Annotated in this window: 33 protein-coding genes; 16 read left to right on the forward strand and 17 right to left on the reverse strand. The window is 32.5% G+C overall.

The annotated features are described in order from the left end of the window. The first annotated feature begins 144 nt into the window (after positions 1-144). Complete coding sequence (locus C5F50_RS00005; protein WP_179371702.1) at positions 145-1,350, forward strand: Cdc6/Cdc18 family protein; 1,206 nt, start codon at positions 145-147, stop codon at positions 1,348-1,350. Here the strand turns inward: C5F50_RS00005 and C5F50_RS00010 are convergent. Next, a complete protein-coding gene (locus tag C5F50_RS00010) occupies positions 1,327-2,772 on the reverse strand; it encodes a DNA-directed DNA polymerase II small subunit (protein ID WP_179371703.1) in 1,446 nt (481 codons plus the stop codon). The two genes, C5F50_RS00005 and C5F50_RS00010, sit on opposite strands and share 24 nt — an antisense overlap. Positions 2,773-2,848: 76 nt before the next feature. On the opposite strand from C5F50_RS00010, the gene C5F50_RS00015 reads away from it, so the two are divergent. Beyond that, complete coding sequence (locus tag C5F50_RS00015) at positions 2,849-3,385, forward strand: stage II sporulation protein M (RefSeq protein WP_179371704.1); 537 nt, start codon at positions 2,849-2,851, stop codon at positions 3,383-3,385. Between the two features lie 85 nt (positions 3,386-3,470). Then, positions 3,471-4,409: a cupredoxin domain-containing protein gene (locus tag C5F50_RS00020; RefSeq protein ID WP_179371705.1), complete on the forward strand. Its 939-nt coding sequence runs from the start codon at positions 3,471-3,473 to the stop codon at positions 4,407-4,409. Here C5F50_RS00020 and cbiE read toward each other — a convergent pair. Together cbiE and C5F50_RS00030 are read right to left on the reverse strand one after the other, a co-directional pair. Next, positions 4,406-5,122 carry a precorrin-6y C5,15-methyltransferase (decarboxylating) subunit CbiE gene (cbiE, locus tag C5F50_RS00025; protein WP_179371706.1) on the reverse strand — a complete coding sequence of 239 codons (717 nt, stop codon included), beginning with the start codon at positions 5,120-5,122 and terminating at the stop codon, positions 4,406-4,408. The genes C5F50_RS00020 and cbiE overlap by 4 nt on opposite strands. Before the next feature lie 2 nt (positions 5,123-5,124). Next, positions 5,125-5,616, reverse strand: coding sequence for a hypothetical protein (locus C5F50_RS00030; protein ID WP_179371707.1), 492 nt, complete (start codon positions 5,614-5,616; stop codon positions 5,125-5,127). 73 nt (positions 5,617-5,689) lie between these two features. On the opposite strand from C5F50_RS00030, the gene C5F50_RS00035 reads away from it, so the two are divergent. After that, positions 5,690-7,240 carry a peptidylprolyl isomerase gene (locus C5F50_RS00035; RefSeq protein ID WP_246282078.1) on the forward strand — a complete coding sequence of 517 codons (1,551 nt, stop codon included), beginning with the start codon at positions 5,690-5,692 and terminating at the stop codon, positions 7,238-7,240. A gap of 53 nt (positions 7,241-7,293) precedes the next feature. On the opposite strand, the gene C5F50_RS00040 is transcribed toward C5F50_RS00035, so the two are convergent. Next, the gene (locus C5F50_RS00040; RefSeq protein ID WP_179371708.1) at positions 7,294-8,649 is read right to left on the reverse strand and encodes an NAD(P)/FAD-dependent oxidoreductase; all 1,356 of its coding nucleotides are present in this window, start codon (positions 8,647-8,649) and stop codon (positions 7,294-7,296) included. Positions 8,650-8,725: 76 nt separating this feature from the next. After that, positions 8,726-9,376, reverse strand: a complete 651-nt coding sequence (locus tag C5F50_RS00045; protein WP_246282079.1) for an ACT domain-containing protein — start codon at positions 9,374-9,376, stop codon at positions 8,726-8,728. A gap of 120 nt (positions 9,377-9,496) precedes the next feature. On the opposite strand from C5F50_RS00045, the gene hsp20 reads away from it, so the two are divergent. The 4 genes from hsp20 (at position 9,497) to C5F50_RS00065 (ending at position 12,922) form a co-directional block, all read left to right on the forward strand. After that, complete coding sequence (hsp20, locus tag C5F50_RS00050) at positions 9,497-9,997, forward strand: archaeal heat shock protein Hsp20 (RefSeq protein WP_179371710.1); 501 nt, start codon at positions 9,497-9,499, stop codon at positions 9,995-9,997. Positions 9,998-10,023: 26 nt separating this feature from the next. After that, positions 10,024-12,165: a CDC48 family AAA ATPase gene (locus tag C5F50_RS00055; RefSeq protein WP_179371711.1), complete on the forward strand. Its 2,142-nt coding sequence runs from the start codon at positions 10,024-10,026 to the stop codon at positions 12,163-12,165. A gap of 30 nt (positions 12,166-12,195) precedes the next feature. Continuing rightward, positions 12,196-12,414: a hypothetical protein gene (locus C5F50_RS00060; RefSeq protein ID WP_048114480.1), complete on the forward strand. Its 219-nt coding sequence runs from the start codon at positions 12,196-12,198 to the stop codon at positions 12,412-12,414. Between the two features lie 73 nt (positions 12,415-12,487). Next, on the forward strand, positions 12,488-12,922 hold the full coding sequence (locus C5F50_RS00065) for a hypothetical protein (RefSeq protein ID WP_179371712.1): 435 nt from the start codon (positions 12,488-12,490) through the stop codon (positions 12,920-12,922). A 16-nt stretch (positions 12,923-12,938) separates the two neighbouring features. On the opposite strand, the gene C5F50_RS00070 is transcribed toward C5F50_RS00065, so the two are convergent. After that, positions 12,939-13,859 (reverse strand): transcription initiation factor IIB, encoded by a 921-nt coding sequence (locus C5F50_RS00070; RefSeq protein ID WP_179371713.1) that lies wholly within the window; start codon positions 13,857-13,859, stop codon positions 12,939-12,941. A gap of 177 nt (positions 13,860-14,036) precedes the next feature. After that, positions 14,037-14,228 (reverse strand): DUF1059 domain-containing protein, encoded by a 192-nt coding sequence (locus tag C5F50_RS00075; RefSeq protein WP_179371714.1) that lies wholly within the window; start codon positions 14,226-14,228, stop codon positions 14,037-14,039. A 133-nt stretch (positions 14,229-14,361) separates the two neighbouring features. Here C5F50_RS00075 and crcB point away from each other — a divergent pair, with 133 nt between their 5' ends. Then, on the forward strand, positions 14,362-14,742 hold the full coding sequence (gene crcB, locus C5F50_RS00080) for a fluoride efflux transporter CrcB (RefSeq protein ID WP_179371715.1): 381 nt from the start codon (positions 14,362-14,364) through the stop codon (positions 14,740-14,742). A 5-nt stretch (positions 14,743-14,747) separates the two neighbouring features. Then, a complete protein-coding gene (locus C5F50_RS00085; protein WP_179371716.1) occupies positions 14,748-14,978 on the forward strand; it encodes a hypothetical protein in 231 nt (76 codons plus the stop codon). Here the strand turns inward: C5F50_RS00085 and C5F50_RS00090 are convergent, their stop codons facing one another. Together C5F50_RS00090 and C5F50_RS00095 are read right to left on the reverse strand one after the other, a co-directional pair. Further along, positions 14,979-15,251, reverse strand: coding sequence for a hypothetical protein (locus tag C5F50_RS00090; protein ID WP_179371717.1), 273 nt, complete (start codon positions 15,249-15,251; stop codon positions 14,979-14,981). It abuts the gene before it with no gap. Positions 15,252-15,352: 101 nt separating this feature from the next. Beyond that, positions 15,353-15,562 (reverse strand): hypothetical protein, encoded by a 210-nt coding sequence (locus tag C5F50_RS00095; RefSeq protein WP_179371718.1) that lies wholly within the window; start codon positions 15,560-15,562, stop codon positions 15,353-15,355. A 107-nt stretch (positions 15,563-15,669) separates the two neighbouring features. Between C5F50_RS00095 and C5F50_RS00100 the strand changes: the two genes are divergently transcribed. Next, complete coding sequence (locus tag C5F50_RS00100; protein ID WP_179371719.1) at positions 15,670-15,969, forward strand: hypothetical protein; 300 nt, start codon at positions 15,670-15,672, stop codon at positions 15,967-15,969. Here C5F50_RS00100 and C5F50_RS00105 read toward each other — a convergent pair. Beyond that, on the reverse strand, positions 15,966-16,874 hold the full coding sequence (locus C5F50_RS00105) for a COG1361 family protein (protein WP_425340048.1): 909 nt from the start codon (positions 16,872-16,874) through the stop codon (positions 15,966-15,968). The genes C5F50_RS00100 and C5F50_RS00105 overlap by 4 nt on opposite strands. 170 nt (positions 16,875-17,044) lie before the next feature. On the opposite strand from C5F50_RS00105, the gene C5F50_RS00110 reads away from it, so the two are divergent. Continuing rightward, positions 17,045-17,950: a transcription initiation factor IIB gene (locus C5F50_RS00110; protein ID WP_179372844.1), complete on the forward strand. Its 906-nt coding sequence runs from the start codon at positions 17,045-17,047 to the stop codon at positions 17,948-17,950. Positions 17,951-18,008: 58 nt separating this feature from the next. On the opposite strand, the gene C5F50_RS00115 is transcribed toward C5F50_RS00110, so the two are convergent. After that, a complete protein-coding gene (locus tag C5F50_RS00115; protein WP_179371721.1) occupies positions 18,009-19,421 on the reverse strand; it encodes a cation:proton antiporter in 1,413 nt (470 codons plus the stop codon). 116 nt (positions 19,422-19,537) lie between these two features. Between C5F50_RS00115 and C5F50_RS00120 the strand changes: the two genes are divergently transcribed. Next, positions 19,538-20,080 (forward strand): hemerythrin domain-containing protein, encoded by a 543-nt coding sequence (locus C5F50_RS00120; protein ID WP_179371722.1) that lies wholly within the window; start codon positions 19,538-19,540, stop codon positions 20,078-20,080. A gap of 37 nt (positions 20,081-20,117) precedes the next feature. Next, positions 20,118-20,633 (forward strand): adenylyl-sulfate kinase, encoded by a 516-nt coding sequence (gene cysC / locus C5F50_RS00125; RefSeq protein WP_179371723.1) that lies wholly within the window; start codon positions 20,118-20,120, stop codon positions 20,631-20,633. Here cysC and C5F50_RS00130 read toward each other — a convergent pair. From C5F50_RS00130 to C5F50_RS00145, 4 genes are all read right to left on the reverse strand, one after another. Beyond that, positions 20,625-21,440, reverse strand: coding sequence for a 3'(2'),5'-bisphosphate nucleotidase CysQ family protein (locus tag C5F50_RS00130; protein ID WP_179371724.1), 816 nt, complete (start codon positions 21,438-21,440; stop codon positions 20,625-20,627). The genes cysC and C5F50_RS00130 overlap by 9 nt on opposite strands. A 9-nt stretch (positions 21,441-21,449) precedes the next feature. Next, positions 21,450-21,656, reverse strand: coding sequence for a hypothetical protein (locus tag C5F50_RS00135; RefSeq protein WP_179372845.1), 207 nt, complete (start codon positions 21,654-21,656; stop codon positions 21,450-21,452). A gap of 40 nt (positions 21,657-21,696) precedes the next feature. Next, entirely contained in the window at positions 21,697-22,440 is a 744-nt protein-coding gene (locus tag C5F50_RS00140) for an SDR family NAD(P)-dependent oxidoreductase (protein ID WP_179371725.1), read from the reverse strand. A 266-nt stretch (positions 22,441-22,706) separates the two neighbouring features. Next, the gene (locus tag C5F50_RS00145; protein WP_179371726.1) at positions 22,707-23,138 is read right to left on the reverse strand and encodes a hypothetical protein; all 432 of its coding nucleotides are present in this window, start codon (positions 23,136-23,138) and stop codon (positions 22,707-22,709) included. A 234-nt stretch (positions 23,139-23,372) separates the two neighbouring features. Between C5F50_RS00145 and C5F50_RS00150 the strand changes: the two genes are divergently transcribed. Further along, positions 23,373-24,014: a Snf7 family protein gene (locus C5F50_RS00150; RefSeq protein ID WP_179371727.1), complete on the forward strand. Its 642-nt coding sequence runs from the start codon at positions 23,373-23,375 to the stop codon at positions 24,012-24,014. Positions 24,015-24,025: 11 nt separating this feature from the next. Here C5F50_RS00150 and C5F50_RS00155 read toward each other — a convergent pair whose 3' ends face one another. Then, entirely contained in the window at positions 24,026-24,490 is a 465-nt protein-coding gene (locus C5F50_RS00155; protein ID WP_179371728.1) for a coiled-coil domain-containing protein, read from the reverse strand. Positions 24,491-24,588: 98 nt separating this feature from the next. Then, complete coding sequence (locus C5F50_RS00160; protein WP_179371729.1) at positions 24,589-25,266, reverse strand: hypothetical protein; 678 nt, start codon at positions 25,264-25,266, stop codon at positions 24,589-24,591. A 315-nt stretch (positions 25,267-25,581) separates the two neighbouring features. Here C5F50_RS00160 and C5F50_RS00165 point away from each other — a divergent pair, with 315 nt between their 5' ends. Further along, positions 25,582-25,869 carry a winged helix-turn-helix domain-containing protein gene (locus C5F50_RS00165; protein WP_179371730.1) on the forward strand — a complete coding sequence of 96 codons (288 nt, stop codon included), beginning with the start codon at positions 25,582-25,584 and terminating at the stop codon, positions 25,867-25,869. Position 25,870: the final 1 nt, after the last annotated feature.

The raw sequence follows: 25,870 nt of genomic DNA on the forward strand, positions 1-25,870 counted from the left end.
CTTTTTTAATTATTTTTTTAAGAAAATCTAAAACTAACTAAAAATAATTAATTACAAACTAAACTACAATTATTATTGTATTCTATACTCTCTTAATTTAGATATGAATATGATAGATACATCGGAAATGAAGGTGTGTGAGTAATGTCTGATCCAATAGATAGATTACTTGATGCAGCTGAATCTGGAAAGTCAATTATTAAAAATCGAGAAAGCCTTCACTATTCTTACAAACCCCCAATCATTTTACATAGAGAATCTGAATTAGAACAAGTTACACAATCATTACTACCAATTCTAAAACAATCAAGACCGTCAAATCTTTTAGTTTATGGAAAACCTGGAACTGGTAAGACTCTTGTTGTCAGAAGAGTAATTGATAAAATTCAAGAAAGAGTAGAAAAGTCAGATTTTCCAATTAAACTGATTTATACTAATTCTAAAGAAGAGACAACATTATATGGATTATTAGTCAGTCTAGGCAGGCAATTAGGTTTAGAAGAAGATGAATTACCCAACACTGGCCTTGCAATTAGTGAGGTATTCAAAAGACTCCTCAATAAAATAAGAAATGGGAAACTTAATGCAATTTTTGTAATTGATGAAATCGATTATCTTGCCCAATTAGTGGCTAAAACAGGAAAAGATATCCTCTATCAACTTACTAGGGCAAATGAGCGACTTGAAGAAGGAGGTTCTCTAACTTTAGTCGGAATTTCAAATGATCTCACCTTTAAAGAAAAACTAGATCCTAGAGTAATTAGTAGTCTAGGAGAAGAGGAGGTTGTTTTTACAAATTACAATGTTGAACAAATAAAAAAAATTCTTCAAGAAAGAATTAACGAATCATTTATTGAAAACTCTGTAGATACACATGCACTAAACCTCATTGCTGCTCTTGCAGGCGGAGAACATGGTGATGCACGTAGGGCCATCGATTTACTTCGTGTGGCAGGCGAGCTTGCTGAGCGACAACAATCTGATAAAGTCACTATAGAGCATGTTAGAGAAGCCTCTCAAAAAATCGAAGAAAACAAAGAAGAAAAATCTCTAAAATCATTCCCACTACACGAAAAACTGGTCCTTATCGCAATAATGAAAGCAAATGGCTCTTCTACTGGTGAAATTTACTCTTCATACAAAAATCTCTGTAAGGTAATTGGGAAAGATGAACTAACTCAAAGAAGAATCACACAAATGCTAAGTGAAATCGAATTATCTGGATTAATCTCTGGAAGATTAATTCATCAAGGAATTCATGGAAGGACAAAAAAATACAAACTTACAATATCGTCTGAAATGATAAAAAAGACTTTCAATGATGATTTAACTTTGCAAGACATTGTTTGAATTTGAACTATAATTTTCATGAAAGACTTGAAAAGTTTTTAGATTTACCATTATAACAATACCTGGATTTGGAGTCATACCAACACTTGCCTGAAATGGTGTCTGTTTTTGCCACGAGCCAGAATTAACTAACAAAATTCCTTTGTACATATCTAATTCTGCCCTATGAACATGACCTACATGAAAAATATCTGGAATGTCTTCAATTACTAAAAGATCTTCCATTTCAGGTGCTATTGGTGTTTGACTACCGTAAATAGGACTAAGATGCCTTGCTCTTAGAAGGTGTCTCATTACATTGGTTGGTTTATCATAACTTAGACCTGGAGTAGTCTTTACAATATCATCAATACTTTGGCCATGAAACATCATAATTTTAACACCATTCAATGATACCAAGGCTGGATTTCCAACCATCACTACATTTTCTCTTTCCCACAAACCTGAATTGTATTTTTTTGGAATGGCTGGTTGGGGAAGTGCTCGTCTTCCAGGATCGTGATTGCCTGGCATTATGATAATTTTCACATTTTTTGGAATTTTATCAATCAAATCTTCTGCTTTTTTTAATTGCTCTTGAATAGTCTGACAAACTAACTCTTTATCCTGATTTGGGTAAATTCCAACTCCGTCCACCACATCACCACCTATTAAGACAAAACGAATTTTTCTTGCAACAGGATCGGGACTTGATAACCAAGAAACAAATTCGGAAAATTCCTCCTCCATAAAGTACTTACTTCCAATATGAAGATCCGATAGAAAAACTGCATACGCTTCAGATTCTGATTTATTTTTAGCCTGATCTGGAATATCTGGCAGAATCAAATCTTTGATAATATATCCAGAATTCTTGCCTAAACTAATTCTTGCCATGACAAATTGATCCATCAAAAGAGTATTTGCTGTCTTTTGTAATTCATTGTCAAAAATAATACCCTCAAAAGAGCCTGACGGGTCTTCTAAAATCAATTTAGTGACATTTCTTTCAGTATTTCGCGTGGTAACAAGACCACATACATAGATATCATCATCAGATTTTGCGGTTTTTACAGAAGCTGCAGATTTGAGCATTCTTGATTCTGGCCTATCTGAAATTATTCGTTTAAGTTTGTTAAAACGACTAGAAAACAAAGCATTGTAACCTTTTACCCCCTCTCCTGATGTTATTTTGCTTGTAGGCTCAGATATTACCTTGATTTCATTTTGTAATGTTAGATCCTCTTTGATTCCTAGATATGTCTCCAAGTCATCCTGACTAATCTGAAATAATTTCTGTCTAGTTTTCTCTCTTACTATTTCTTTAATTATTCTCTCTAATTTTTTAACATCTACATTTTCTAAGATTTTAAAAGCATCTGGATGAATCTGGAATCCTTTGTTTAATGCATAGTTTAATGCAAAGGATAATTCCTTTTTCATATCAAAAAATATTATCTGGTTTAATTAAATCTGCGCCCACACCAACCCTCAAATATTGTTCGTAATCAATGCCAATATGAATAAAATTCGAATTATTACATTTTTTATATTTCTAATAATTTTTGCTATTGCTTATCAGATTGGCTCGATTTCAACTGTAAGTGATGAAGAAGCTAAAATATTCATGTCTGAATTTGAGGAATTAGTGTTAGATATTGACGCATTTGGAATCTTTGTACATAACACTACTATTGCATTACCGATGTTTATTCCTGGATTTGGAGTGGCATGGGGAATTTTCTCTGCTTGGTCCACCGGATTTGCTTTTGCAGCAATTTCTACCACTACTCCAATTCTAGCAGATGTTCCTCCACTTGCAGTTATTTTCTTATCTCCATTTGGATTGATGGAGCTTGTAGCATATTCATTAGGGATTTCTAGAAGTTTTATTTTGATTAGAGCAATTACTAAAAAGATTAATCTAACATCATATATCAAACCAACAGCAATAGAAATTGGAATTGTTATAGCACTTCTTCTAGCAGGAGGATTTCTTGAATTTTACATGTTAGAATTAGTTCAACAAGAAGGTTTTGAGATGCCTGGGTTCTAATTTTTCATATAATCTATGGTTTTGCCTAATCAGTCTAAAATAATTTAGTAGCAAATTATAAACCAAATTAAAAGAGAAATTAATCATGAAAACAGTTGTATTTCTATTAGCACTGCTTGTTATTTCATCAGGATATTTCATCAATGAATCATTTGCTGAAATTTCTGAAAACCAAGCATTTCTTTTAGAAGGATCTGGATTTGCTGTAACTGAAGAATCAATTAGAGTATCTGAAATTGATCTAGGACTCTCTTCTCAAAAACAAAGTGGAAGTACAATTAATTTTGTAACAGAAGATGGATTTGTCACATTAGATAATGAAGAATTTGTAATCTCTAAATTAAATGGAAAATTTTTGCGTCAAGGTCAATATATTAGAATTAATGGAAATATAGAAAGTTCAAACGGATTTGATACTACAATTAGCTTTTTTGGAAGACTAGTTGAAGAAAGCAAAGATGCATCAGTTTATGGATTTACTGGAAGGATTACTACCCCTGATGATAGTTATAAAGTACTTTACACTACAAAATTATCTACACTTTCAAAAATCGATAAAGTTGCTACAGAAACCAAAAAATCAGATCAGAACACAATTCATATTCTTAAAGGATCATCATCACAAACAGTAACAAAATACTTCTCAAAAGATAGAATTTCACTAGAACCAGGTACTACAATTACGTTTGTAAATGATGACATAGTTTCTCATAAAATAGTTAGTGGTGCTGGACTTGGAACTCATAGCAGTGTTCTTTCAGGCAAAGTAGTAATCTGTGAACAACAAGATACAAAAGTAAAAGCTGGTTCAAGCTACATTCAATCAAATTGTGACTTTACATTAGATGGTCGAATTAATTCAAATGAAATTAAACCTGGAGAATCAATATCAATCAAATTTACCGAAACTGGATTTTACAGACTATTAGATACTAATTATCCTTGGATGAGGATTGATGGATATGTATTTCCTAGTTCTACTAATTTAGTTTTAGGTACAACTACTAATCAACAAGGAAATTAATTTTCCCATTGCCATCTATAATTCATATATGAATCCAAACTTGTCTGATTAAACACCATTACAGACAAGTCAGAAAATTCTTTACCTTCCAAGTCTTTTACAGTTCCTACAAAACTTGTTTCATTTTCAGTTGTTATTGCTTCAAAAACATGAACCTTGATTTTACTAGTATCAAAATTATTTTCTCTAAGATAAACGGCAACTTCTGATGGCATAAAATGTTTGTCTGGTTGTTTTAACCATGGTCTTGGAACTAAAATTACACTAAAGCCATCAATCAATGCCTTTTGTAATTCCAATTTTTTATCTTCAATTGGAGTTGTGACATGCATGGTAATTACTTTGGACTTATCAAGAGGAACTTGAGCTCTTGATGCAGCAACCTGAATGGAACTAATTCCTGGAATAATTTCCACTTTACCGAAAATTTCAATTAATCTATCCACCACCTCTGATTCTGAAAAATTTACATCACCAGTAAATGGAATCACCAATGTTCTATCACCAAGTTTTGGAAGAATTTTTTGATAGGACTCTTCTTGATCATTCATAGTAATTTCGTATATTTCTTTTCCTTCAGTCAGATGTTCTATTGTTTTTAACGTGTATTTGTAACCAATAATTACATCACAATTCTGAATAATCTCCTTAACAATTTCAGTTACATATTTTGGAGAACCAGGCCCAACACCAACAGCAAAAATTTTTCCCAATTTTACTTTGTAAATTTTTGCCTGTCTTTAATATATTGCACAAAGGGTTCCCAATCCACCTTCATGTATTTCATAGGTTCTTTAACAGGATATTTCACCCAATCTTGAGCAATTGAATATTGAAATTTCTCTTTCTTCCCATCTTTTTCATATTCTAAAAGTAATGGACTACCCCAATCCTTTTCTTCATAACTGATACTGGAAATATCATCAAATGATAATTCAATATTCCTTTCATCTTCTAAATCATTCATTAACTCTTTTTCATCATAGCCATCATGACGAATCATTGTATTTTTTGATTTGATAAAATTAACCACCTGTCTTTGAGTAATGGCTTTCCACCAATTCATCTTCGATTCTGTTTTGTGAATAAACATTAGATGTTTATCAGTCAAAATCAGCATTCCTTCTTTTCCACCAATTGAAAAGAATTTTTTAGATTCTCTCCAGACTGAAACTAAATGTGCCTGAATTTTCTCATCAGGTTGCATATTGATTATTTTATTTGGGGTTGTTAAAAACTAATACAATTAGCTTTTATGTAAGCCGTTTTGAAAAAAAATATTGAATAAAATATTTTTGATAATGACTGTATCTTTATTTTTAACTAGTTTTGGAAGTCAAATATTTGCTCAAACTCCTGAAACTTATGACATAACTAATCCGATAGTTATTTTAGAATCAAATCTTGGGAAAATTACTATAGAATTTTTCTATGACGATGCACCAAATCATGTTGAAAACTTTATCAAATTATCTTTAAGTGGATATTATGATGGAACTCTTTTTCATAGAATAATTCCTGGTTTTATGATTCAAGGTGGTGACCCAAATACCATTGATGGTGACCCAAATACTTGGGGAATAGGAGGTCCATCAAAAAGAGTAAATGCAGAATTTAACACAATCAAACATAACCGTGGAATTGTTTCAATGGCGAGATCACAAGATCCAAACAGTGGTGGATCACAGTTTTTCATAGTTCATAAGGACTCAAACTCTCTTGATGAACAATATACAGTATTTGGTAGAATTGTAACTGAAGAAAGTTTTGAAACACTTGACAAAATTGCAGCAGTTCAAACAGAATCAAATGACAGACCCATAGATCCTGAACAAGTTAGAATTACAAAAGTTTCAGTAGTCAATAGATCTGATGTTTCAAATATTCTTGAGCTGCCTGAACCTGAACGTACTCAATCTATTCCAATCTCATCTACTGGTAATCAAAAATATGAAAGTGAAGAACATGAAATAGCATTCAGTGTACCTGAAGGATGGTTATTACAACAACCTGATAAATCACAACCAAACTCTCCTGATGTAGTTGCAGTGGGACCAAAAAATGGAGAAATTAATCCAGTATTTTCCTTAACAGTACAACAAACTAACCAAAGAACTCTTGATGATCTCATTTCTGAAAAAATTGAAACAATTAAGCAAGTAGTTGAATCAGGCAATCTTAACATTATTTCACAAGATAAAATTTTGGTAAAAGGAAATGAAGGATATGTAATTGATGCAGAAGGAAACTTTTTTTCCAATGATGAAACATATAAAATAAAATTTAGAGAAATTATGGTTTATGGTACTGAAAAATTTTACACTCTTTCATATAGTAATGGAATAAATGAGTTTGATTCCCAACTTCCAAGATTTGAAGAAACAGTTGATTCTTTTGAAATATTATCTGAATCAAATAAAAATAATCTTTCATCACAATCTAGTGATAATCAAGAGGGAGGTGGATGCTTAATTGCAACTGCGACATATGGTTCTGAACTTGCACCACAAGTTCAACAACTAAGAGAGCTTAGAGATAATACTATTTTATCAACAGAAACTGGAACTACATTTATGAATACATTCAATCAATTCTATTACTCATTTTCACCAATTATTGCAGACTATGAGCGTGAAAACTCTGTTTTTAAAGAAATAGTAAAAATCTCAATTACTCCTATGCTATCTTCATTATTTATTCTAAATCATCTAGACATTGATTCTGAAGAAGAGATGTTAGGCTATGGTATAGGAATAATTGTAATGAATTTGGGCATGTACTTTATGGCTCCTGCAATTATTGTGTATAGTTTGAAAAGAAAATATCTGTAAATCCCAGATTTGTATATTTTAATTCAAACAATTTATTAAAATAACTTTTTGAATTACCAAACATCATCTACTTCATCAAGCATTTTGTATTCTTTTTCAGGCTCACGTCTCATGAATTTTAGTCTAGAAATATCTCTATCAAAGAAAATATCTGCTGCCCAATCAAGAAATACTCTAAAACGTTTATCCCACGTGGGTATTTTTGATAAGTAAACATTTCTCCAAAGAAGCCATGCTACAATACCATGAATGTTCATTCCTAAGAATGAGGCAATTCCAGTTCTTTTTCCAATTATTGCCATCTGGCCTTTTGATTCATAAACAAATTTTGTTTTTTCTTGATTTTTAATTAGAGAATAAAGATTTTTGGCAGCAACCTTTGCTTGAGCTTCTGCAATTTGGGCAGTAGGTGCAAAAGGTCTTTGAGTCTTAGGATCTAAAAATAATGCACAATCCCCTATTGCAAAAACTCCTGGAAAGTCAACCACTTGTAAATTATCATCAACAATAATTTTCCCCTTATCTGTTTTGAATAATGACCTTTTGATTGTATTAACTGGTGTAACACCGGCAGTCCAAATTACAGTTTTTGATTGGATAGAACTTACCATTGAATCATCAATTGTATCTTTGTTAACATCCAATCTCTTAATCATTACTTCGTCTCCATTAAAACTCGTTACAGCTGTCTGAAGCTTAATCTCAACTCCATGTCCCATTAATTTTTCTTGTGCAAACTTTGCAAGACTTTCACTAAAACCAGGCAAAATATTTGGCAATGCTTCTAAAACAATTACACGAATGTCTTCTCGTTTGATATTTGGATAATATTTTCTCACATCCAAAAGAAGATCCATTAATTCTCCTGCTGTTTCTATTCCTGCAAAACCTCCACCTACAATAACAAATGTTAGGAAACTTTTCTTTAAAATTGGATTAGTTTCATTTTCAGCTTGCTCAAGCATATCAATAATTCTATTTCTTACAAGAACTGCATCATTGAGTGTTTTCATTTGATATGCATTCTTTTCAAGATCACTCATTCCAAAAAAGTTGGTTTCACTACCTAATGCAACTACTAAAAAATCATAATGAATTGAAACTCCTCTTTTGTCTCTACTTCCCCATAAATTTACAATCTTTCCATACGGATCAATGTTTTTGATTCTACCTTCATAAAAAACTGCCTTTTTTGTAATTGTTCGAATTGGCATTACAATATGTCTAGTTTCAATCATTCCAGATGCTACCTGAGGTAGCATTGGTGTAAACAGCAAGAAATTATCCTCGCTGACTAAAACAATCTCAATTTCTGAATCATTCTTAAAATACCCCTCCAATCTTCTCGTGCATTCTATTCCTGCAAAACCTCCACCTACAATAACAATTTTTTTCTTATTTCGAGCCATTTACCTGTACCCACAAAATTACTGAATATATCCTATGAGATCAATATTTGAAATAATATTATTATTCATAAAATTTTCAGGTTCTTATTATATCTGAATGTAAGATATCATAAGCCCTTGATGCATCCTTTTCATTTAGAATGATAATGATACTATCTTGGCTGAAAAATGCATTTACAAGCTCAATTCCGTTTGCATGCAATACCTCGGCAACATAAGAGACCACATCTGATTGGTTTTGTGTATTAGGTATTGAGATTCTAATCTTTGCAAGACCTGTACTGAACATATCATCCCTACTTGGAACATTACTGAAAATTTGTCTAATATCCTCCAAATCTTCCGTAAGGAATCTAAAAGAATCAGATAATCGAAAAAACTCATAATTGTTAGTAATCTTTGAGAATTTATCTAAAATGGCCATGGGATCCATTTCATCTGATTCTTTAACTGAAAATTTAATGTCCATAATTCCATCAGTTAATACCAATCTAGCATTTTTCAAAACTGATTCATCTCTAACCTCTTCTTTAATTTCAAATGAATCTGCATATCGCTTTATTGCAACTACTACTGTATTGAGATTAACAGAATTTCCCAGAATTTTTTCAATCTCTGGTTGAATCTTTACAGCTAATGCTGTATAGTTTATCAGATCCATTTTCATACAATCATAAATTGAGCGATTTCTGGTAATGATCACCCTTACAATCTCAGGAATAGACATACTAGCAACTCTCATCAAAGATTATTATATTATGTCAATTATAATAGGATTATGTAAGAAATCAAGGAAATTATAATAATCTTTATATAATGTCATATATATTACATAGTATAGGTGAATATGACAATGTTCTTTGATAGTGAATTTGATAGAATCTTCAAGAGAATGTCAAACTCTTTTTTTAACATAGATGACATTTTTGAGGAATTCAAGGGTAATGGTTCTACCTCTGGTCCATATTATTATGGATATACAATGACCGTTGGTCCAGATGGAAAACCTGTTGTAAAGGAGTATGGAAATGTCAAACCAGGCCTTCTCCCAACTTCTGATACACGAGAACCAGTAGTCGATACTATTGTCGATGAAAAAGAAAAAGTAGTAAAACTCATAGCTGAGATGCCAGGAGTTGAAAAAACTGACGTCAAAATTGTTGTTGAAAACAAGATTGTAGATCTTTCTGCAGAACATGATCAAAAGAAATATCATGCAAAAGTTCCAGTTCAACAAAAAATTGATGAGAACTCTGCAAAGGCTTCTTACAAAAATGGAGTTTTAGAAATACTCTTCAAGTTAATTGAAGAAGAAAAACCAAAAGGTAAAACGGTGGAGGTTGAATAAACCTCCTAAATTTTTGAGGTAATGATATGAGTGAAATTGTTTTAAAAATAGATGAAATTCCACAACAACATGTTGGAAAAGGTAGAGCAATTGTTGATCCTAAAATTATTGAGGATCAAAAATGGAATACTGGCCAAATATTAGAATTAACATATAACAAGAAAACACATGTAAAACTTTGGCCAGGTGCACCTGAAGAGTATGGTGCAGGAATAATCAAAGTAGATGGAATGACAAGACAAAATATAGGTGCAGGAATAGGCGATAAAATTTCATTAAAATCAGTTGAAGCTGAAAATGCAGAACAGATTGTTTTGTCCCCAACTGAAAAAATTTCAGCTGAAGGGTTACAAGAATACATGATTTACAATTATCTAAATCATGTCTTTACAACCGGAGATTCGGTATCTTTGAATACACAGATGGGCGGACGAGTTCAATTTATTGTAACTAGTACCAAACCATCAAAACCAGTACTTGTTACTGAAAATACAGTATTCAAACTTGGTTCAATGACTAAAGCAGTTGATGTATCTGTTCCAAGAATTACATACGATGAACTTGGAGGCCTAAAACATGAGGTGCTAAAGATTCGTGAGATGGTTGAATTACCAATGAGACATCCTGAGTTGTTTGAAAAAATAGGAGTAGAGGCACCAAAGGGTGTGTTGCTATATGGTCCACCTGGAACTGGAAAAACCCTACTTGCAAAAGCAGTAGCTGGAGAAACCAATGCCCATTTCATTTCACTTAGCGGTCCAGAAATTATGGGAAAATACTATGGAGAAAGTGAGGAGAAAATTAGAGAAATATTCTCACAAGCTGAAGAAAACTCACCCAGTATTATTTTCATAGATGAGATTGATTCTATTGCTCCAAAGAGAGATGAGGTATCAGGCGAAGTTGAGAAGAGAATAGTTTCACAACTATTGACATTAATGGATGGAATGAAGTCCCGAGGAAAAGTTGTAGTAATTGCAGCTACCAACAGACCAGATTCAATTGATCCTGCACTTAGAAGACCTGGTAGATTTGATAGAGAAATAGAAATTGGAATTCCTGATACTGAGGGAAGATTTGACATTCTCTCAATTCATACACGTGGAATGCCAATTGATGAAAAAGTAGATCTTAAACAAATCTCAAAGATCACACATGGATTTGTAGGAGCTGATTTAGAGATTTTATCCAAAGAGGCAGCAATGAGATCTCTTCGTAGAATTCTTCCTGAGATTGATCTTGATGAAGAAAAAATCTCATCAGAGATTCTTCAAAAGATCCAAATTACAAGTGAAGATTTTAGAGATGCATTAAAAGAAGTAAGACCAAGTGCACTAAGAGAAGTCCAAGTTCAAATTCCCGATGTTAGTTGGGATGACGTTGGAGGATTAGACAAACTAAAAGAAGAACTTTTGGAGGCAGTTGAATGGCCTATGAAATACAAAGAAGCATTTGATTATGTTGATGTAGAATCTCCAAAGGGGATACTACTCCATGGTCCACCTGGAACTGGTAAAACTTTGATTGCAAAAGCACTTGCAAAAACGACAGAGTCTAACTTTATCAGTATTAAGGGTCCTGAACTACTTTCCAAATGGGTTGGTGAATCTGAAAAAGGAGTGAGAGAAATTTTCAGAAAAGCACGACAAGCAGCACCATGTATAATCTTCTTAGATGAAGTTGATGCGCTTGTACCACGAAGAGGTAGTGGAGATTCAGGTTCACATGTAACAGAAAATGTAGTCTCTCAAATTTTAACTGAAATTGATGGACTTGAAGAATTACACAACGTATTGATAATTGGTGCAACAAACCGATTAGATATCGTTGATGAAGCACTTCTAAGACCAGGAAGATTCGATAGAATCATCGAAGTTCCAAATCCTGATGCAAAAGGAAGACAACATATCTTTGAGATTCATACCAAAAAGAAACCCCTTGCTAGTGATGTAGACATAATAAAACTAGTTGAACTAACCGATGGCTTTAGTGGTGCAGAAATTGCAGCCGTTGCAAACAGAGCAGCAATAACTGCTTTGAAGAGATATGTCAGTGGAAAATCTCAAAATGTTAAAGAGATCAAGATCACTCAAGAAGATCTGATTGATTCAATCGATAAGGTAAGGCCTCAAAAAAAGGAAGCATCTATCCCTCAATCCATAAAATAGTCTAAATACTAAGGGTGATGAGACAAATCAATGAAACTGTATCTTGACTTTAATCCATGCCAAGAGTGCAATACTATGATGGCAGAATTGAGTAGTCCTGAGATGTTATTTGCTGATGAAAAAACTAGAGCAGATGAATCAGCAAAGTTTCTTAGACATCTAACATACAACCATAACGAAGTAGTTCAAGCAGTAATGGAAGATCTTCCTAAACAAAAGAAAGATCAAGAGCCTGATTTCTACAAATAACTCTCTTTTTCATTCTTAGAAATTAATAATCATATTCATATACAAAATTATTCTAGTTTGTCTGAGAAAAAAAATGAAAACTGGTCTAATTTTTGGTTTAAGTATAATGATTCTCTTAGCAAGTATTTCATTTGCTTTAGCAATTGAAGCAGAACAAGAACCAGAACCTCCGGAAATTCCGGAACCTTCTCCAGAACCAGAACCCATTCGTATGCCGGAACCTGCGCCCGCACCAGCACCATTTCCAAGAGAATCTGAATCAGAAAAAGTAAAACGATTGACTGAAGAAAACGATAAACTAAAACAAGAAAACACCAATCTTCAAGGAGAGATATCCACTCTAAAAAATGAAAAGATAAGATTACAAGAGGAGATATCAGAACTAAATGATGCTATCACAAGTCTTAAAGAAATCATAATGGAGCAAATACGTGTAATTATAGATTTGGCAAACAGATTAAAAGATGTATTATTTGAAAAAATATTTTCTCCTACAATTAACTTGTAGGATTTTTTTGAATTATCTACTCAATTAGCTTTAATGTTTTCTTAATCAAGACAGCTCTGTTTCTTATTGTAACATCACTGACTCCAGATTCCACTGAAAATTTCTTTTGACTAATTTTTTCACCATTTATTATACATGCAAGGTATAATGAAGCAGCAGCCTGTGCTACGGGGTGTTTTCCAGCAGTAATATCTTCTTTCTCACATCGTTTTAGTATCTCAAATGCATCTCGTTTGGTTTTTTCTTTCAAATTCATATTGTTTGAAATTTTTGAGATAAACGATGAAGTGTTGTATTGATTAAGACTCAATTCAAGCTTTTTGATTATGGTTCTCAAATCTCGGGAAAGTATTCTTCTTTCAACGTTTCCAGCACCAGCAACATCATCTAATGTTCTGGGTATGTTATTTTCTCTACATGCTGCATACAATGAGGCAGAAACCAATGACGCCATTGTTCTCCCTCTAGTTAATTTTGCATTAACTGCTTTTCTGTAAATATAGGCAGCATTTTCGACAACATTATCTGGGATTCCTAGCTTTGTTTTCATTCCATGAAGTAATGTAAAGGCCTTGCTTAATGCAGCAGTCCTTCTTGATTTACTTCTTTGATCCCATGTTCGTAATCTATTGAATTCATATTTTGTTTTATTGGATAATGCTTTTCCAGTAGAATCTCTATTGGTGCCAATTACAGTTGATAATCCTTTGTCATTCATTGTTAATGACGTTGCAGGACCTGTTCTTGCTAACTTCATAAAGTCTTCCTGAGTGTAACCATTGCTTTCATATGATACGTCAGACATGTTTTGCACTAGAATAAGACCGCAACCCCCACAAACAATTTCTCCTCTTTCAGAATCTGTTATTGCAGGGTAGGTTTTGCAAGTATCTAGTTCACACTTGACATCATAATCATTTGAATAATTTTCTAACACTACTAGTAACTATTAGTGGTTATAAAATAAAAGGAGATTGTTTCAGGTAATTTTGTATTAAAATTATAACATTGCAAACCAAAAATTCCTAGAATCTCTTTAAAATTAACTTGTTAATTGTAATACAATACACATTGTAATAAATGTTAAAAATGAAAAATAATTTTTTTGAATAATCTATTTTCTAATTGATTCTAAAGAATGTCCACGGTTTGTAATCATTTGAATAACTGCTTCAATTGTATAATCAATTCCGTGCTCTTCTTCAAAATGATTTCTTAATTTTTCGATTAGTCCTACAGTTTTTTCTCCATCTAGGATAAATTCACACTCAAAACCATAGTCATCACATCTTAGTTTAAGGGTCATTTATCTGGAAAAATAATTGAACCTATAAAAACCATAGACATGTATCTCTACATTAAAACAAAATTAGGCATAAATTCAACCTAAATTTACCAAATAATACACTAATTATTTAGATTAATTTATGGAATAATATATGAAAGGTTTAGAATTTTTTCTACTTGCTATAGGCTCTGTACTTGGAGCATTTTTAAGATACAAACTTACTGAATCCCCATTATTATTCAATACATTACCTCTCAATGTTTTGTTAGTCAATGTTATAGGAGCGTTTATTCTTGGAGCATTTGTTATAGTATCAGAACAATGGAATCTTGATGGAAAATATTCTTTATTTGCAGCAGTAGGATTTTGTGGATCGTTAACAACAATGTCTTCATTTGCACTTGATTCTGAAAATCTTCTTGAAAACAGTCATTATGGAACACTCTTAATCAATGCTTTTGCCAATGTCAGCTTTTCAATTATAGCATTATTTGGAGGAAAATTCTTTATGAGTGCAATTATTAATAATTAATAGAAATGGTCTACTCATATCAAATTGTAAAATTTCAAACCATATCTTTTGTTCAAGGAACTCATTGGTCACAGTCAGTTGGTGAAAAAGGAATTCTTTACAAATCCCTCAAAGATCCATTTTCAAAGATTATTGTCCAATCATCTAATGGTTCAAAAAAATTATACCATGTTCCAAAAGATAGAACAGTTGTAGTAACTAATGATACTGTTCATTTTCTAGGTGAATTGGCTTGACTATGTAAAAAATTTGTCTACTTGATCTCTGTATTTTAGAGCAACCTTTCCGAAATCTGCAAAATCTTCTGCAGTTGGATATTTCATTTTCATTGCAAATTGATTTACAAATACAGATAACGCACTGCCGATAATTAGACTGTAAACTCCATCAGCTACATTATTTGAATATGGAAATGCAACTTTGATAAATGGCAAGTATGTCTCAGTTTGGGAAATCATTAACTTGATATGTTTTTCAACATACTCTTCGATATCAGCTGGAATTGCCATATTCTTACTTGAATTGATTTCTTATAAATAGAACTTTAATTCTTAGGCGTGATAAATTCCAAAACCTGTAATTTTTCAAAAATATTTAGCCTTTACTAAATTCACCTTACAATTTGGGCTAGATACTTTTCCTTTCCCTTTCTACTTCTAGGTAAACATCGTAGTTGACTTTTACAACAAGGACAAACAATCCCATCAATTTCTATAAATATCTCACAATAATTGCATCTTTTTTGTCCAGCAGCATATCTGCCAATCTGTGATGGTTTGAAAGCCTTGTATTTTTTGCATTCACCTATACAATAAGCCATCAATGAAGACTAAAATTATCAAAAAGATAAAATGTTTGATTGCACTGCACTCACTTTTAGGAAATATTATAAAATAAAATTTATACCGCTAATTTCATTTTTTATTATTGCTTGAATTAGACAAAAAAGTATTTGGAAAAATAACTACTAAAGAAATTATTGGTTCTGATCCACCTGAAATTCCTGATACCAAAGATAATCTTGAACAGGAACTTGTAACTTTACTTGCAGAATTAGAATCAACCCCAAAAGAGAATCTCGAAAAATTGTTAGAAGAGCAAAAAATTGCAGAATCTCACATTAACAGTAGACCTGGCGCAATGGCTTTAGCTCAAAATAAAATAAAGCTATTCAATGAATATAGCGAAAAATACACTCAAAAAATTAAAGAAAAACTAGAATCTTAGAGTTTTTTCTTTTTTGGGCGTTTTTTACTAGAATTTTGTTTTTTCCTAATTAGTAATGATATGATGGCCCCTGCAGGAATTCCTATAATTGTTCCAAGGCTCACATAGGGAGCAATAAAGAAACTCCCAATCCAAATTCCTCCATCTGTAGTTAATTCCATAAATGTTCTAGGTCGCAAAACTACTGAAACTGTCTGTGAATCTTCTTTGTTTAATCCAACATCATCTGTATATGTTACAATGATTTGAAATGGAAGCTTGTATTCTATATTTACTTCATCAATTGGTGTAATGATTCTCGATGTAATTGCTACAGCCATATTTTTTTCTATTTTTGAAAACGTATGCAATGTTTCTCCTCTAAATTCAATGTCTTTTGGAGGAATTATCTTTATTCTGACATTTGTAATATCAATGTCTTTTGATAATACTTCAGTTTCTATTGGAAACTCTGCATTTGAAAAAATTGACTCAGGCATTTTTGTGTGTATGGTTACACTTGGGCCTTCCTTTATTGTAATTGGAATTGCAATGTCGTGAAAAAATGGAGATTGTGGTGTTTTATTATTTGCAACAAGAACATGAGAATATTTTAGATTGAGAAAATGAACCCCTAAACTAGCATCATTAGGAATTTGTAAATTGATATTTTCACCATATGATCCTCCCTGAGTAAGTCTATCCAAAGTAATTCTATCTGACGGCTCTATGATTAATGTCGGAATTGCTGATAGTGAAAATCCAAATGATATGTCCTCTTTATTTTCCCACCCATTATTTTTAATTAAAATTGAGATAACTCCCTCTCTTCCAGATACTATCTCTTCAGGATATGTAATTTGAATATCCATCCCTCCTTCCAGATTCTGTGTAATGGTCTCTGCATAAATTTCTGGAAATAACACAAAGACTCCAATTAGTAGGGGAATAATCCAGATAAACTTCATAGTCTTACTTTGAATTATCCAATAATGACTATTCAGTATTATTGTTAGCCTCAAATTTGGCATGAAATTTCAAGAAAAAAACTTGTTGATTCATAAATACCATGAATTCTAGGATTCTAGAAATAATTATGGTAAGCAAAGGTAAAGATCTATGCCCTAGATGCGCACAAGGAAAACTAGTTACTGATAATGAATCAGGAGAAATGTTTTGCTCAAAGTGTGGATTTGTAATTACTGAAAAACTACAAGAGGCAGGACCTGAATGGAGGTCCTTTACCCAAGATGAAGGTGGAAATAAAGCAAGAGCTGGTGCACCAACGTCACTCACAATGCATGACATGGGTCTTGCAACAATTATCAATCCTGTAAACAAAGATGCATCTGGCAGACCACTTACAGCGTCTATGAAAAGTACTATTGAAAGACTAAGGACTTGGGATAGTAGAAGTCAAGTTCATGAACCAGTTGATAGAAATTTTCGACAGGCATTTAGCGAATTAAACAGACTAAAAGACAAACTAACAATATCTGATGCAGTAATTGAAAAAGCAGCCTACATTTACAGAAAAGCACTAGAGAAAGGTCTAGTTCGAGGTCGTTCCATTTCAGCTTTGATGGCATCCGCCCTTTATGCTGCATGTCGTGATACTGAAACTCCAAGGAATCTCAAAGATGTAGAGCAAGCAGCTAATATCAAAAGAAAGGATATTGCAAGATGTTACAGATTACTAGTCAAAGAACTTGATTTGAAGATGCCAGTAACTGATTCAATTCAATGTGTTGCAAGAATCGCAAGCAGAATTGGAATTGCTGAGAAAACAAAAAGATACGCAACAAAGGTGCTTAAAATGGCTCAAGACAATGAAGTCTCAGCTGGAAAAGATCCTATGGGGTTGGCAGCTGCCGCGTTGTATCTTTCTTGTGTGAAAAACGGTGAGGACAAGACTCAGCGTGATATTGCCGAAGCTGCAAATGTTACTGAAGTTACTATTAGGAATAGGTACAAGGGTCTCAAAGAATCACTTGATCTGTAATCTATTTTCTTTGAGAATCTTCAGTTGGTTTAACAAATCCACCCTCAACTGATTCATTTTAAAAATTATTAGAATCATTAGTTTGTATACCTTCATCTGAATCTCCTTCAGTTGGTTTAACAAATCCACCTTCAACTGATTCAGGTGGAGGAATCTTCTTTGATTTTCCTAACCCAATGGTTGTAATTATTACTGATGATAAAATTATGAAAAAGACAATTTGTGGATATGCTTCTGCATTTGGTATGCCCATAGTAATTGGATACGTAGCAAGCACTGCAGCAGCCAATCCCCTTGGAATCATAGCATTTGTTACTGCCCTATCTAAAAGAGAAAATCTCTTGGTTAGTGTTACCTTGCCAACAAATATTCTTCCAAAATAAACTGCAAGTGTAATTAAAATTCCAAATATGAGATATTCTACTTGCCCAAAACTTGCCATCAATCCTACAAATACAAAAAAGAATGATCTTACCAAAAATGTTAATTGGTTATGGGTAGGATCGTCCATCTCAATTTTTGGTAGCTTAAATCTCAGTATTTTTGAAAGATGTCTTTTGTTTCCAATCATTAAACCAAATACTAGTGCTGTCAAAGCACCAGATTCTCCAAATGAATTTGCCAAGAAAAATAAAACAAACAAAACACCTAATGTCAACATATATGCGTGTTGAGCATTTCCAAGCTTTGTTGAAACATACATCCAAGGAATTCCTACACCAAATCCAAGTACTAAACCTACAACAACTGCTCTTCCAAGAGTTTCTTCCAGTGTTTGCAGATCAAAATGTCCTGCAAGCACCGCTTCAAATAATATGAATGCAATAATTGTAGCTAAAATATCAGTTAGTGCAGATTCAAAACTTAACATAGATTTGGTCTCTTCGGAAATTTTGATATTTCTGACAAGACCAAAAACAATTGCAGAACTACTTCCACCAACAATTGAACCTAACAAAATACTTTCTAACCATAACCATCCTAAAGCAAAATGAGCAGCAAATGTAATCATGGCAACAGATAGGATAAAACCTAAAACTGCTAATGTTACTGAAAAATGAGCAGTTCTTACAACATGTTTGATATCAAGATTCAATCCTCCATCAAACATGATAATTATTAGTGCAAGTGCTGCAAAGTATGGAACTACTTGGATAACGGCTTCTGGTTGAATTAACCCAAAAACTGGTCCTATAATCACTCCAAGAATCATCAAGAATGCTACATCAGGAATTCCTGTTTTTTTGAAGAATGCTTCACCTGCAACTCCAAGAAAAATTACAACGCCTGCTGCAAGTAAAATAACATGAGCAGAAGCAATTGGTCCATCTTGAATAAATAATGTGCCTATAGAATTCTGTAATTCTGTAAGTTTTTCTAAAATTGAACTTGAATCAAAATTAGATAATGGAATAAAATCCCCTATTTGCCCTCTAAACAATTGCAAGACAGATAAAATTATTGGATTCATTTATGACTGAATCTATACATCTCTAGAATGAAATTAAATCAGATTTATTTGATAATTTTAGCTCCTTGATTGATTTTAGATACACATTAAATCAACAATGGCAATAGATTTCTTACTTGAGTGCTACAAATCAACTACGTGCTGACCATGATCAAGTTCGTCGTCTAGAAAAGATAGTGTTAAAATGTTCTAAAGAACTCTATAAAGGAACAAAAATTCCATTTTCAGATCTGACAAAAATCACCATAGTTATTTCAGAATTTATTGATTCCATTCATCACTCAAGAGAAGAAGATTCGTATTTTCCATGTGTTGCAAGCTATGATACTCTAAAAGAAGAAATTCGAAAATTTATGATAGAACATGAATTTGGAAGGAATATTGCCCGACAAATATCACATCATCTAAAAAGATGGAAAGATGGAGAAGATGCGCAAGAACCGGTATCAAGATACTTGAGAACATATGCAATATTCCTAAATGATCATCTTAACAAGGAAAACAAATTCTTTGATGATGCAGAAGCAAATGTCTTATCCAAAGAAGAAGAAATTGAAATGTATGAACAATACAGATCAGTATTTGCCATAGTAAAAAAGGTCGATGAAATGATTGTAGAGATTGATTATTTAGAAAATCAACCTTGGGCTAAAAATTAACGTAAGCTCTTTATGGGTTGTTTTGGCATTTTTATTTATGAAACCTTTTGTTCTTTGGATGACTGGTCTTCCTTGTTCAGGAAAGACTACCATCGTAAAAGACTTGCAAAAAGATATTCCAAATTTGGCAATGCTTGATGGAGATGAGCTACGAGAATGGTTCTCCCCAAAAGACTTTTCAAAAGCAGGACGTGATGAGCATAACAAAAAAGTTGCTCATTTGGCCAAACTTTTGTTAAATCATGGCGTTCCAAGCATAGTATCTCTAGTTTCTCCATATTTTGAAAACAGAAAAAATGCTAGAGAAATTATTGATGCTGGAAATCAGTTTGCAGAAGTTTATGTACAATGTTCACTTGCAAAATGTGAAGAAAGAGATGTCAAAGGCATGTATGCCAAGGCAAGAAAAGGAGAAATCAAGGGTTTTACAGGAATTGATGATCCCTATGAGGCTCCTGAAAATGCTGATCTGGTAATAGATACAGAAAATGAACCTCTTTCAGAGAGTGCAAACAAAGTAAAGAACTTTCTTAAAGAAAGAAACCTACTCTAATTTTTTAAATTCTTCAATAATTTTATCATGAATTAATCCATTTGTTACCAAAATTCCGTTTTGGTGATGAACTTCTCTGTTATTATATGTAATATCATTTCCTAGCATATCTGTCATTTTCCCTCCAGCTTCTAAAATGATACAATAAGAAGCAGCAGAATCCCACTCTTTCATTTTGTTTGTAGTTGTAATATATGCCTCAGCTTCTCCTGAGCTAATTTTTCCTACCTTTAATGAGCTACCAATACTAGTGAAATCTTCAATACCTAATTTTTTGATAAATGATTTTTCTTTATCAGACAAGTGATGTCTTGAGCCAACCGTTCTACATTTTGAAAGATCTGAAACTTTTGTCACAGATATTCTCTTCCATTCATTATCAGAATATCGAAATGCACCACTTCCTTTTTGTGCAACAAACAATGTTTTTTCTGTAGGCCAACCAATTACTCCAAGAATTGGTTTTTTATTTTTAATTAACCCAATCATTATTGTAAATTCACCTGTTTTATCAATAAAATCAGAAGTTCCATCAAGTGGATCAACTATCCAAATAGTATCCTCTGATAATCTACTGAGATCATCTTTATCTTCTTCAGATAATATCGGATGATCTGTTTGTGAAAGAATCTCCTTGATGATATCGTTGCTTTTAATATCTGCCTCTGTAATTGGAGAATCATCGCTTTTTGCAAATGATTCAAAATCTCCTTGATAAATTTCTAAAATTGCTTTACCTGCCATTTCTACAGCCTTGATAGCAATTTCTAATTCAGGAATCTTGTCTACTATTGGAATATCTTTCAATTGAAAAACCTAAGTTGTAAGTTCTGGCTTTAATGTCCATGCAACTCCTAGAACAATAAATGGAATTGACATTATTCCAATAATTCCAAGAATAGTATTAAATTGCGATTCTGAGACTTCTGGATTATTCACTATCCATGGTAGTGGCAATGTAATAATCACCCAAATGATCCCTAAAAGTATTATCAATTTAGCTTTTGATTTTCTATCTTTCATCATTTTTTGTACTCCTGAGTTGTATTAAATTCATGTGAATTCATTTAATTGATTCCCCTCCATCTACAGCAAGAATTGCTCCTGTAATCCAAGATGCATCATCTGATGCAAAATACAATACTGCTTTTGCTACTTCCTCAGGTTGACCAATTCTGCCTATTGGGTGTTCGTTATCCATGAATTCTTTATCTTTTTGAGTTTTCAAAAATGGTTTTGTCATATCTGTATCTACTACTCCAGGACAAATACAATTTACACGGATCTTGTCTTTTGCATATTCAAGTGCCCAACATTTTGTTAGCAAAACCAATGCAGCTTTTGCTGCAGAATATGCATCAGCATTAAATCCTTGATATGCCTTTAATCCCGCATCTGATGAAATATTAATAATTGAACCAGATGTTTTTTTTAGATACGGAATTACCTCTTTGGTAAATCTAAACTGCCCAGTAAGATTTACATCTAAAACCTCATTCCATTCATCTTCATCAATTTCATGTAGTTCCTTAATTTTTGGAAAAATTCCAGCATTATTTACAAGAATGTCTATTTTACCAAATTTTTCAATTGTTTTGTCTACTACGTTTTTCACATCATCCTTGTTTCTAATGTTAGCCACAATACCTATTGAATTTGGAATCTCTGATGATGCCTTATCCAATCTTTCTTGATTTTTTGCTGTAATTATCACCGTTGCCCCATTTTCTGAAAAATTTTTTGCAATAGCAAATCCTATTCCACGACTTCCGCCTGTAACTAATGCAACTTTTCCAGATAATCTCATTAGTTTTTAGATAGAAAATCGTAATTTATACCCCAATTAACTCATAATTAGCCATAAAAATTTTTATAAAATATATTAAATTTTTATAAAATTTTACATAAAATTTTAAATACTTAAAGTTAGTATAGTAATTAATGTCAATAGATGTAATTTCTATCGACTAACACTGCGTAACCCCGCAGAACGAAAAAGGTAATCAGACATTTAGCATCTGAGAAAGAGAGGAAATCTCTCAAAGTTCTGCAGTAAAGGGGTTTACGCCTTTTTTAATTTTGTAAAATATCTACAGACACCGAACCCATTGTTTTCCCATTTGGATTAATCGTAATTGAAATTTCTTGTTTTTCAGAAATCAAAATTTTTTCTTGTCCTATATACTTCCATGTAAAATATTCCGAGATTTCTGTTTGATGTAATGTACCTTCAAGCTTAAAATCTTCAGAAAAAACAAAATTTTCCCCATTCAATGTAATTGATAAAATTTCTGGACTGCTCCCATTTGGAACAAATCTAAATGAATACTGACCTGCATCCATAAAAAATGAATTAATAAAAACTCCATTAGAGTATAGATTAGGATCTGCAAGAGTTACATGAAACACAACATTATTTTCATCAACTGATTGATCTGATGAAAAATTTATTACAAAAATACTAATGACAATAGCTATTGGAACTACAATAATTTTTTTGTTCACTAAAACAAGTTATACATCTCATCCATCTTAAAGATTATAGATATAATAATGATGATTTTCAGAGGTCCTGATCATTTTAATGTCAATGTAACTATAATTCTGATTCTCACAATAAAAGAAAAATTTAGCCTCAAATGAGTTGATTTTTAACGTTTAGTTTTAGTTAGTAAAATTTAATGTACTGTTAACCATTCTTTACACCTGAGATTAAGTACATATTCTAAAATCAAACTCATGCCTAACTTGTCAAAAGATTGGTCAAAGCAACCACAGCCTAGTATATCTGAAAAAATTAATGATACTATCAAGCCTAAAGGTGCATTAAAACCAAGAGTTCAGGATGGAATTAAAAAAATTCAAATTCAAATTAAAAAATTAGATACAATGTTAACAAACTTACAAGAACGTGATGCAAAACTATTTCAAAGAATTGTAGATGCAACACAAAAACATGACACTCAAACTACCAAAGTTCTTGGAAATGAATTAGCTGAGGTAAGAAAGGTTACTAAAATTTTAAGTAGTGCTAGAATAGCATTAGAGCAAATTGAATTACGACTAACTACATGTAGTGATCTTGGAGATACTGTTGTAGCAATAATGCCAACAATGGGTTTAATGAAAAATCTAAAATCTTCACTAGGAAAAATAATGCCTGGTGCTGAACAAGAGATTGGCCAAATGGCAGAAATGCTTGGAGGATTTATGACAGATAGTTTCTCAGGTGATTCAGCATTTGGAATAGATGCAACAACTACTGCAGAATCTGAAAGTATTCTAAAAGAAGCTGCTGCTGTTGCAGAAAGTTCCACAGGCCAAATGTTCCCTTCAGTTCCTACAAGTACTCAAGAAGCAACTAGTACAAAATTCTATTAATTGTAAAATTTTTAATCAGTTAATGATTCTCTGGACTCTTTAATTCTTTTAACTCTATTACCTTCATCATCAATTACTTTATCGACGTTTGTGAGTTTTTCCCTTAACGAATTGATGATTGTACCTACCTCGTCTGCCTCATTTTCTACCTGCTGTCTCTTATTGGCAAGTTCTTTAATTCCTCTATTTTCCTCGTCAATGTATTCACTTACTTTTTGTAGTTTTTCTTTAAGATTCTTAATATCTACTGATTCTTCCTCGATGTCTTTTTCAAGTGATGTTCTCTTGTCTTTAAGATTCTTAATCATTAAACCAACATAATCTATTGCCTCTTCTAACTTTGCACGTTTCCCCATTAACTCCCCAATTCCAATTTCACCTGTAGATTCAACTGTTGAATTAGATTCTACAGATTTACCTGAATCAACACTTTCTTTTACCATTTCTCCTCCTTCATTTTTGAATTTATCAAACATTTTATGATCTTCTTTTTAAAATGGGAATAAAAAGTTATTATGAATCTCAAAGCTGACCTTGTGAATGATTTTTATTCAATTAAAGAGAAAAATGGTGATTATCTCATCGATATTGAATTTCTAAATTCTTGGTTAAAACCACTGGATTTTTCTGAATTAGTGCTTAATTCTCCGATCTGTAAAAGCTTGAAATTTTGTTCTGTCTCAGGATTTTTTAAACCAGAAATTACAAAGGAAATAGCAAATACATTCTCTTCATCTGTTTCTGCTATTTTTCCAGAAAATATGACTCTGTAACTTAGATCCTCATCAGAGGCTGTTCCATGCATTATTACATGAGAACCATTGGATTTTCCACTTAATTCCAAGTCAAACTCTTTTTCTTCAAGATTTAACACACCATTTGCAGTAATCTCCCATAGATTTTCTTCAACTTTTGATGCTTTTCCATCAAAAAGGACGATCCCTGAGTTATATGCCTTATAATTTACATATATCCAACTAGATGTTTGATCTTCAAAAGATAGCAGTCTCTTCATGTCCTCTTCTGAAACATCAGTTGGTAAAGCATAATGTTGCAGTTCTAACTTTCCATCTACTACTTTTTCAGTTAGAATTGCCCAAAGTCTCTCTTTTTTCACATTTTTTGAAATCTTTACCTTTTCCTCTTGACTTTCTTGTGATTCTGCAAATGAATAGCTTACAGATAATGGTGAAGCAAAAAGCATCAAAAGAATGATTATTCCTCCAATAGTTCTTTTTCGGGGTTTTACCATGCGTAGATATTGCTTGAATAATAGTTTAGGAACGGTAAGGAAACATCCTGTTCCTTATATACAAAATTTCAGTAAAATATCCAAAAATCTACCAAAATTCACTCAATTTTACAAAAACATGAAAAATAAGATTTTTTTAAAGAAAATCAGCTTTTCTAATCAATTTTTTAGGCATAAATTTTGCCAGAATTTTTCTCTCCGCATCCATTTTCACAAAAAATCATCATTTTTTTTACCGAAATGAGTGTTCCGCTTTGTGTTCCGCTATGAAGTTTCAAAATGTTCCTCATAAACTAAGTAATTCTTTACTATAGCATGTCAAAACAACAATACAGGTCCGAAATGGGCATAATGGGTGATATCTTAGACGTTACCGCCGATGGCGGTCGTAATGGAATCATTGTATCTGCAATCTCTCGCAAAGCCAACCTATCTCACTACGCAGTACTAGACAAATGTGAGAAACTGGTAGAAGCTGGCTTAGTCGAATCCGTCAAAAATGATAGGAATAGAGTCTTTTTGATTACCGAAAAAGGACTTCAATTTTTCCAGGAATTTAAGAGGTTTCAGGGACTAGTAGAAAGCATGAATCTAAGGTATTGAT

The sequence above is a fragment of the Nitrosopumilus ureiphilus genome (assembly GCF_013407185.1).
Classification (GTDB): domain Archaea; phylum Thermoproteota; class Nitrososphaeria; order Nitrososphaerales; family Nitrosopumilaceae; genus Nitrosopumilus; species Nitrosopumilus ureiphilus.

Excerpts from the sequence above, each read along its gene's own strand:
- C5F50_RS00030 (WP_179371707.1), bottom strand. The coding sequence starts at position 5,616 with ATGCAACCTGATGAGAAAATTCAGGCACATTTAGTTTCAGTCTGGAGA.
- C5F50_RS00090 (WP_179371717.1), bottom strand. The coding sequence starts at position 15,251 with ATGGCAATTCCAGCTGATATCGAAGAGTATGTTGAAAAACATATCAAG.
- C5F50_RS00075 (WP_179371714.1), bottom strand. The coding sequence starts at position 14,228 with ATGACCCTTAAACTAAGATGTGATGACTATGGTTTTGAGTGTGAATTT.
- C5F50_RS00115 (WP_179371721.1), bottom strand. The coding sequence starts at position 19,421 with ATGAATCCAATAATTTTATCTGTCTTGCAATTGTTTAGAGGGCAAATA.
- C5F50_RS00065 (WP_179371712.1), top strand. The coding sequence starts at position 12,488 with ATGAAAACTGGTCTAATTTTTGGTTTAAGTATAATGATTCTCTTAGCA.
- C5F50_RS00160 (WP_179371729.1), bottom strand. The coding sequence starts at position 25,266 with ATGGTAAAACCCCGAAAAAGAACTATTGGAGGAATAATCATTCTTTTG.
- C5F50_RS00055 (WP_179371711.1), top strand. The coding sequence starts at position 10,024 with ATGAGTGAAATTGTTTTAAAAATAGATGAAATTCCACAACAACATGTT.
- C5F50_RS00095 (WP_179371718.1), bottom strand. The coding sequence starts at position 15,562 with ATGGCTTATTGTATAGGTGAATGCAAAAAATACAAGGCTTTCAAACCA.
- C5F50_RS00165 (WP_179371730.1), top strand. The coding sequence starts at position 25,582 with ATGTCAAAACAACAATACAGGTCCGAAATGGGCATAATGGGTGATATC.
- C5F50_RS00015 (WP_179371704.1), top strand. The coding sequence starts at position 2,849 with ATGAATAAAATTCGAATTATTACATTTTTTATATTTCTAATAATTTTT.
- hsp20 (WP_179371710.1), top strand. The coding sequence starts at position 9,497 with ATGACAATGTTCTTTGATAGTGAATTTGATAGAATCTTCAAGAGAATG.
- C5F50_RS00150 (WP_179371727.1), top strand. The coding sequence starts at position 23,373 with ATGCCTAACTTGTCAAAAGATTGGTCAAAGCAACCACAGCCTAGTATA.
- C5F50_RS00040 (WP_179371708.1), bottom strand. The coding sequence starts at position 8,649 with ATGGCTCGAAATAAGAAAAAAATTGTTATTGTAGGTGGAGGTTTTGCA.
- C5F50_RS00045 (WP_246282079.1), bottom strand. The coding sequence starts at position 9,376 with ATGTCTATTCCTGAGATTGTAAGGGTGATCATTACCAGAAATCGCTCA.
- C5F50_RS00005 (WP_179371702.1), top strand. The coding sequence starts at position 145 with ATGTCTGATCCAATAGATAGATTACTTGATGCAGCTGAATCTGGAAAG.
- C5F50_RS00155 (WP_179371728.1), bottom strand. The coding sequence starts at position 24,490 with ATGTTTGATAAATTCAAAAATGAAGGAGGAGAAATGGTAAAAGAAAGT.
- C5F50_RS00020 (WP_179371705.1), top strand. The coding sequence starts at position 3,471 with ATGAAAACAGTTGTATTTCTATTAGCACTGCTTGTTATTTCATCAGGA.
- crcB (WP_179371715.1), top strand. The coding sequence starts at position 14,362 with ATGAAAGGTTTAGAATTTTTTCTACTTGCTATAGGCTCTGTACTTGGA.
- C5F50_RS00060 (WP_048114480.1), top strand. The coding sequence starts at position 12,196 with ATGAAACTGTATCTTGACTTTAATCCATGCCAAGAGTGCAATACTATG.
- cysC (WP_179371723.1), top strand. The coding sequence starts at position 20,118 with ATGAAACCTTTTGTTCTTTGGATGACTGGTCTTCCTTGTTCAGGAAAG.
- C5F50_RS00135 (WP_179372845.1), bottom strand. The coding sequence starts at position 21,656 with ATGAAAGATAGAAAATCAAAAGCTAAATTGATAATACTTTTAGGGATC.
- C5F50_RS00010 (WP_179371703.1), bottom strand. The coding sequence starts at position 2,772 with ATGAAAAAGGAATTATCCTTTGCATTAAACTATGCATTAAACAAAGGA.
- C5F50_RS00085 (WP_179371716.1), top strand. The coding sequence starts at position 14,748 with ATGGTCTACTCATATCAAATTGTAAAATTTCAAACCATATCTTTTGTT.
- C5F50_RS00110 (WP_179372844.1), top strand. The coding sequence starts at position 17,045 with ATGGTAAGCAAAGGTAAAGATCTATGCCCTAGATGCGCACAAGGAAAA.
- C5F50_RS00140 (WP_179371725.1), bottom strand. The coding sequence starts at position 22,440 with ATGAGATTATCTGGAAAAGTTGCATTAGTTACAGGCGGAAGTCGTGGA.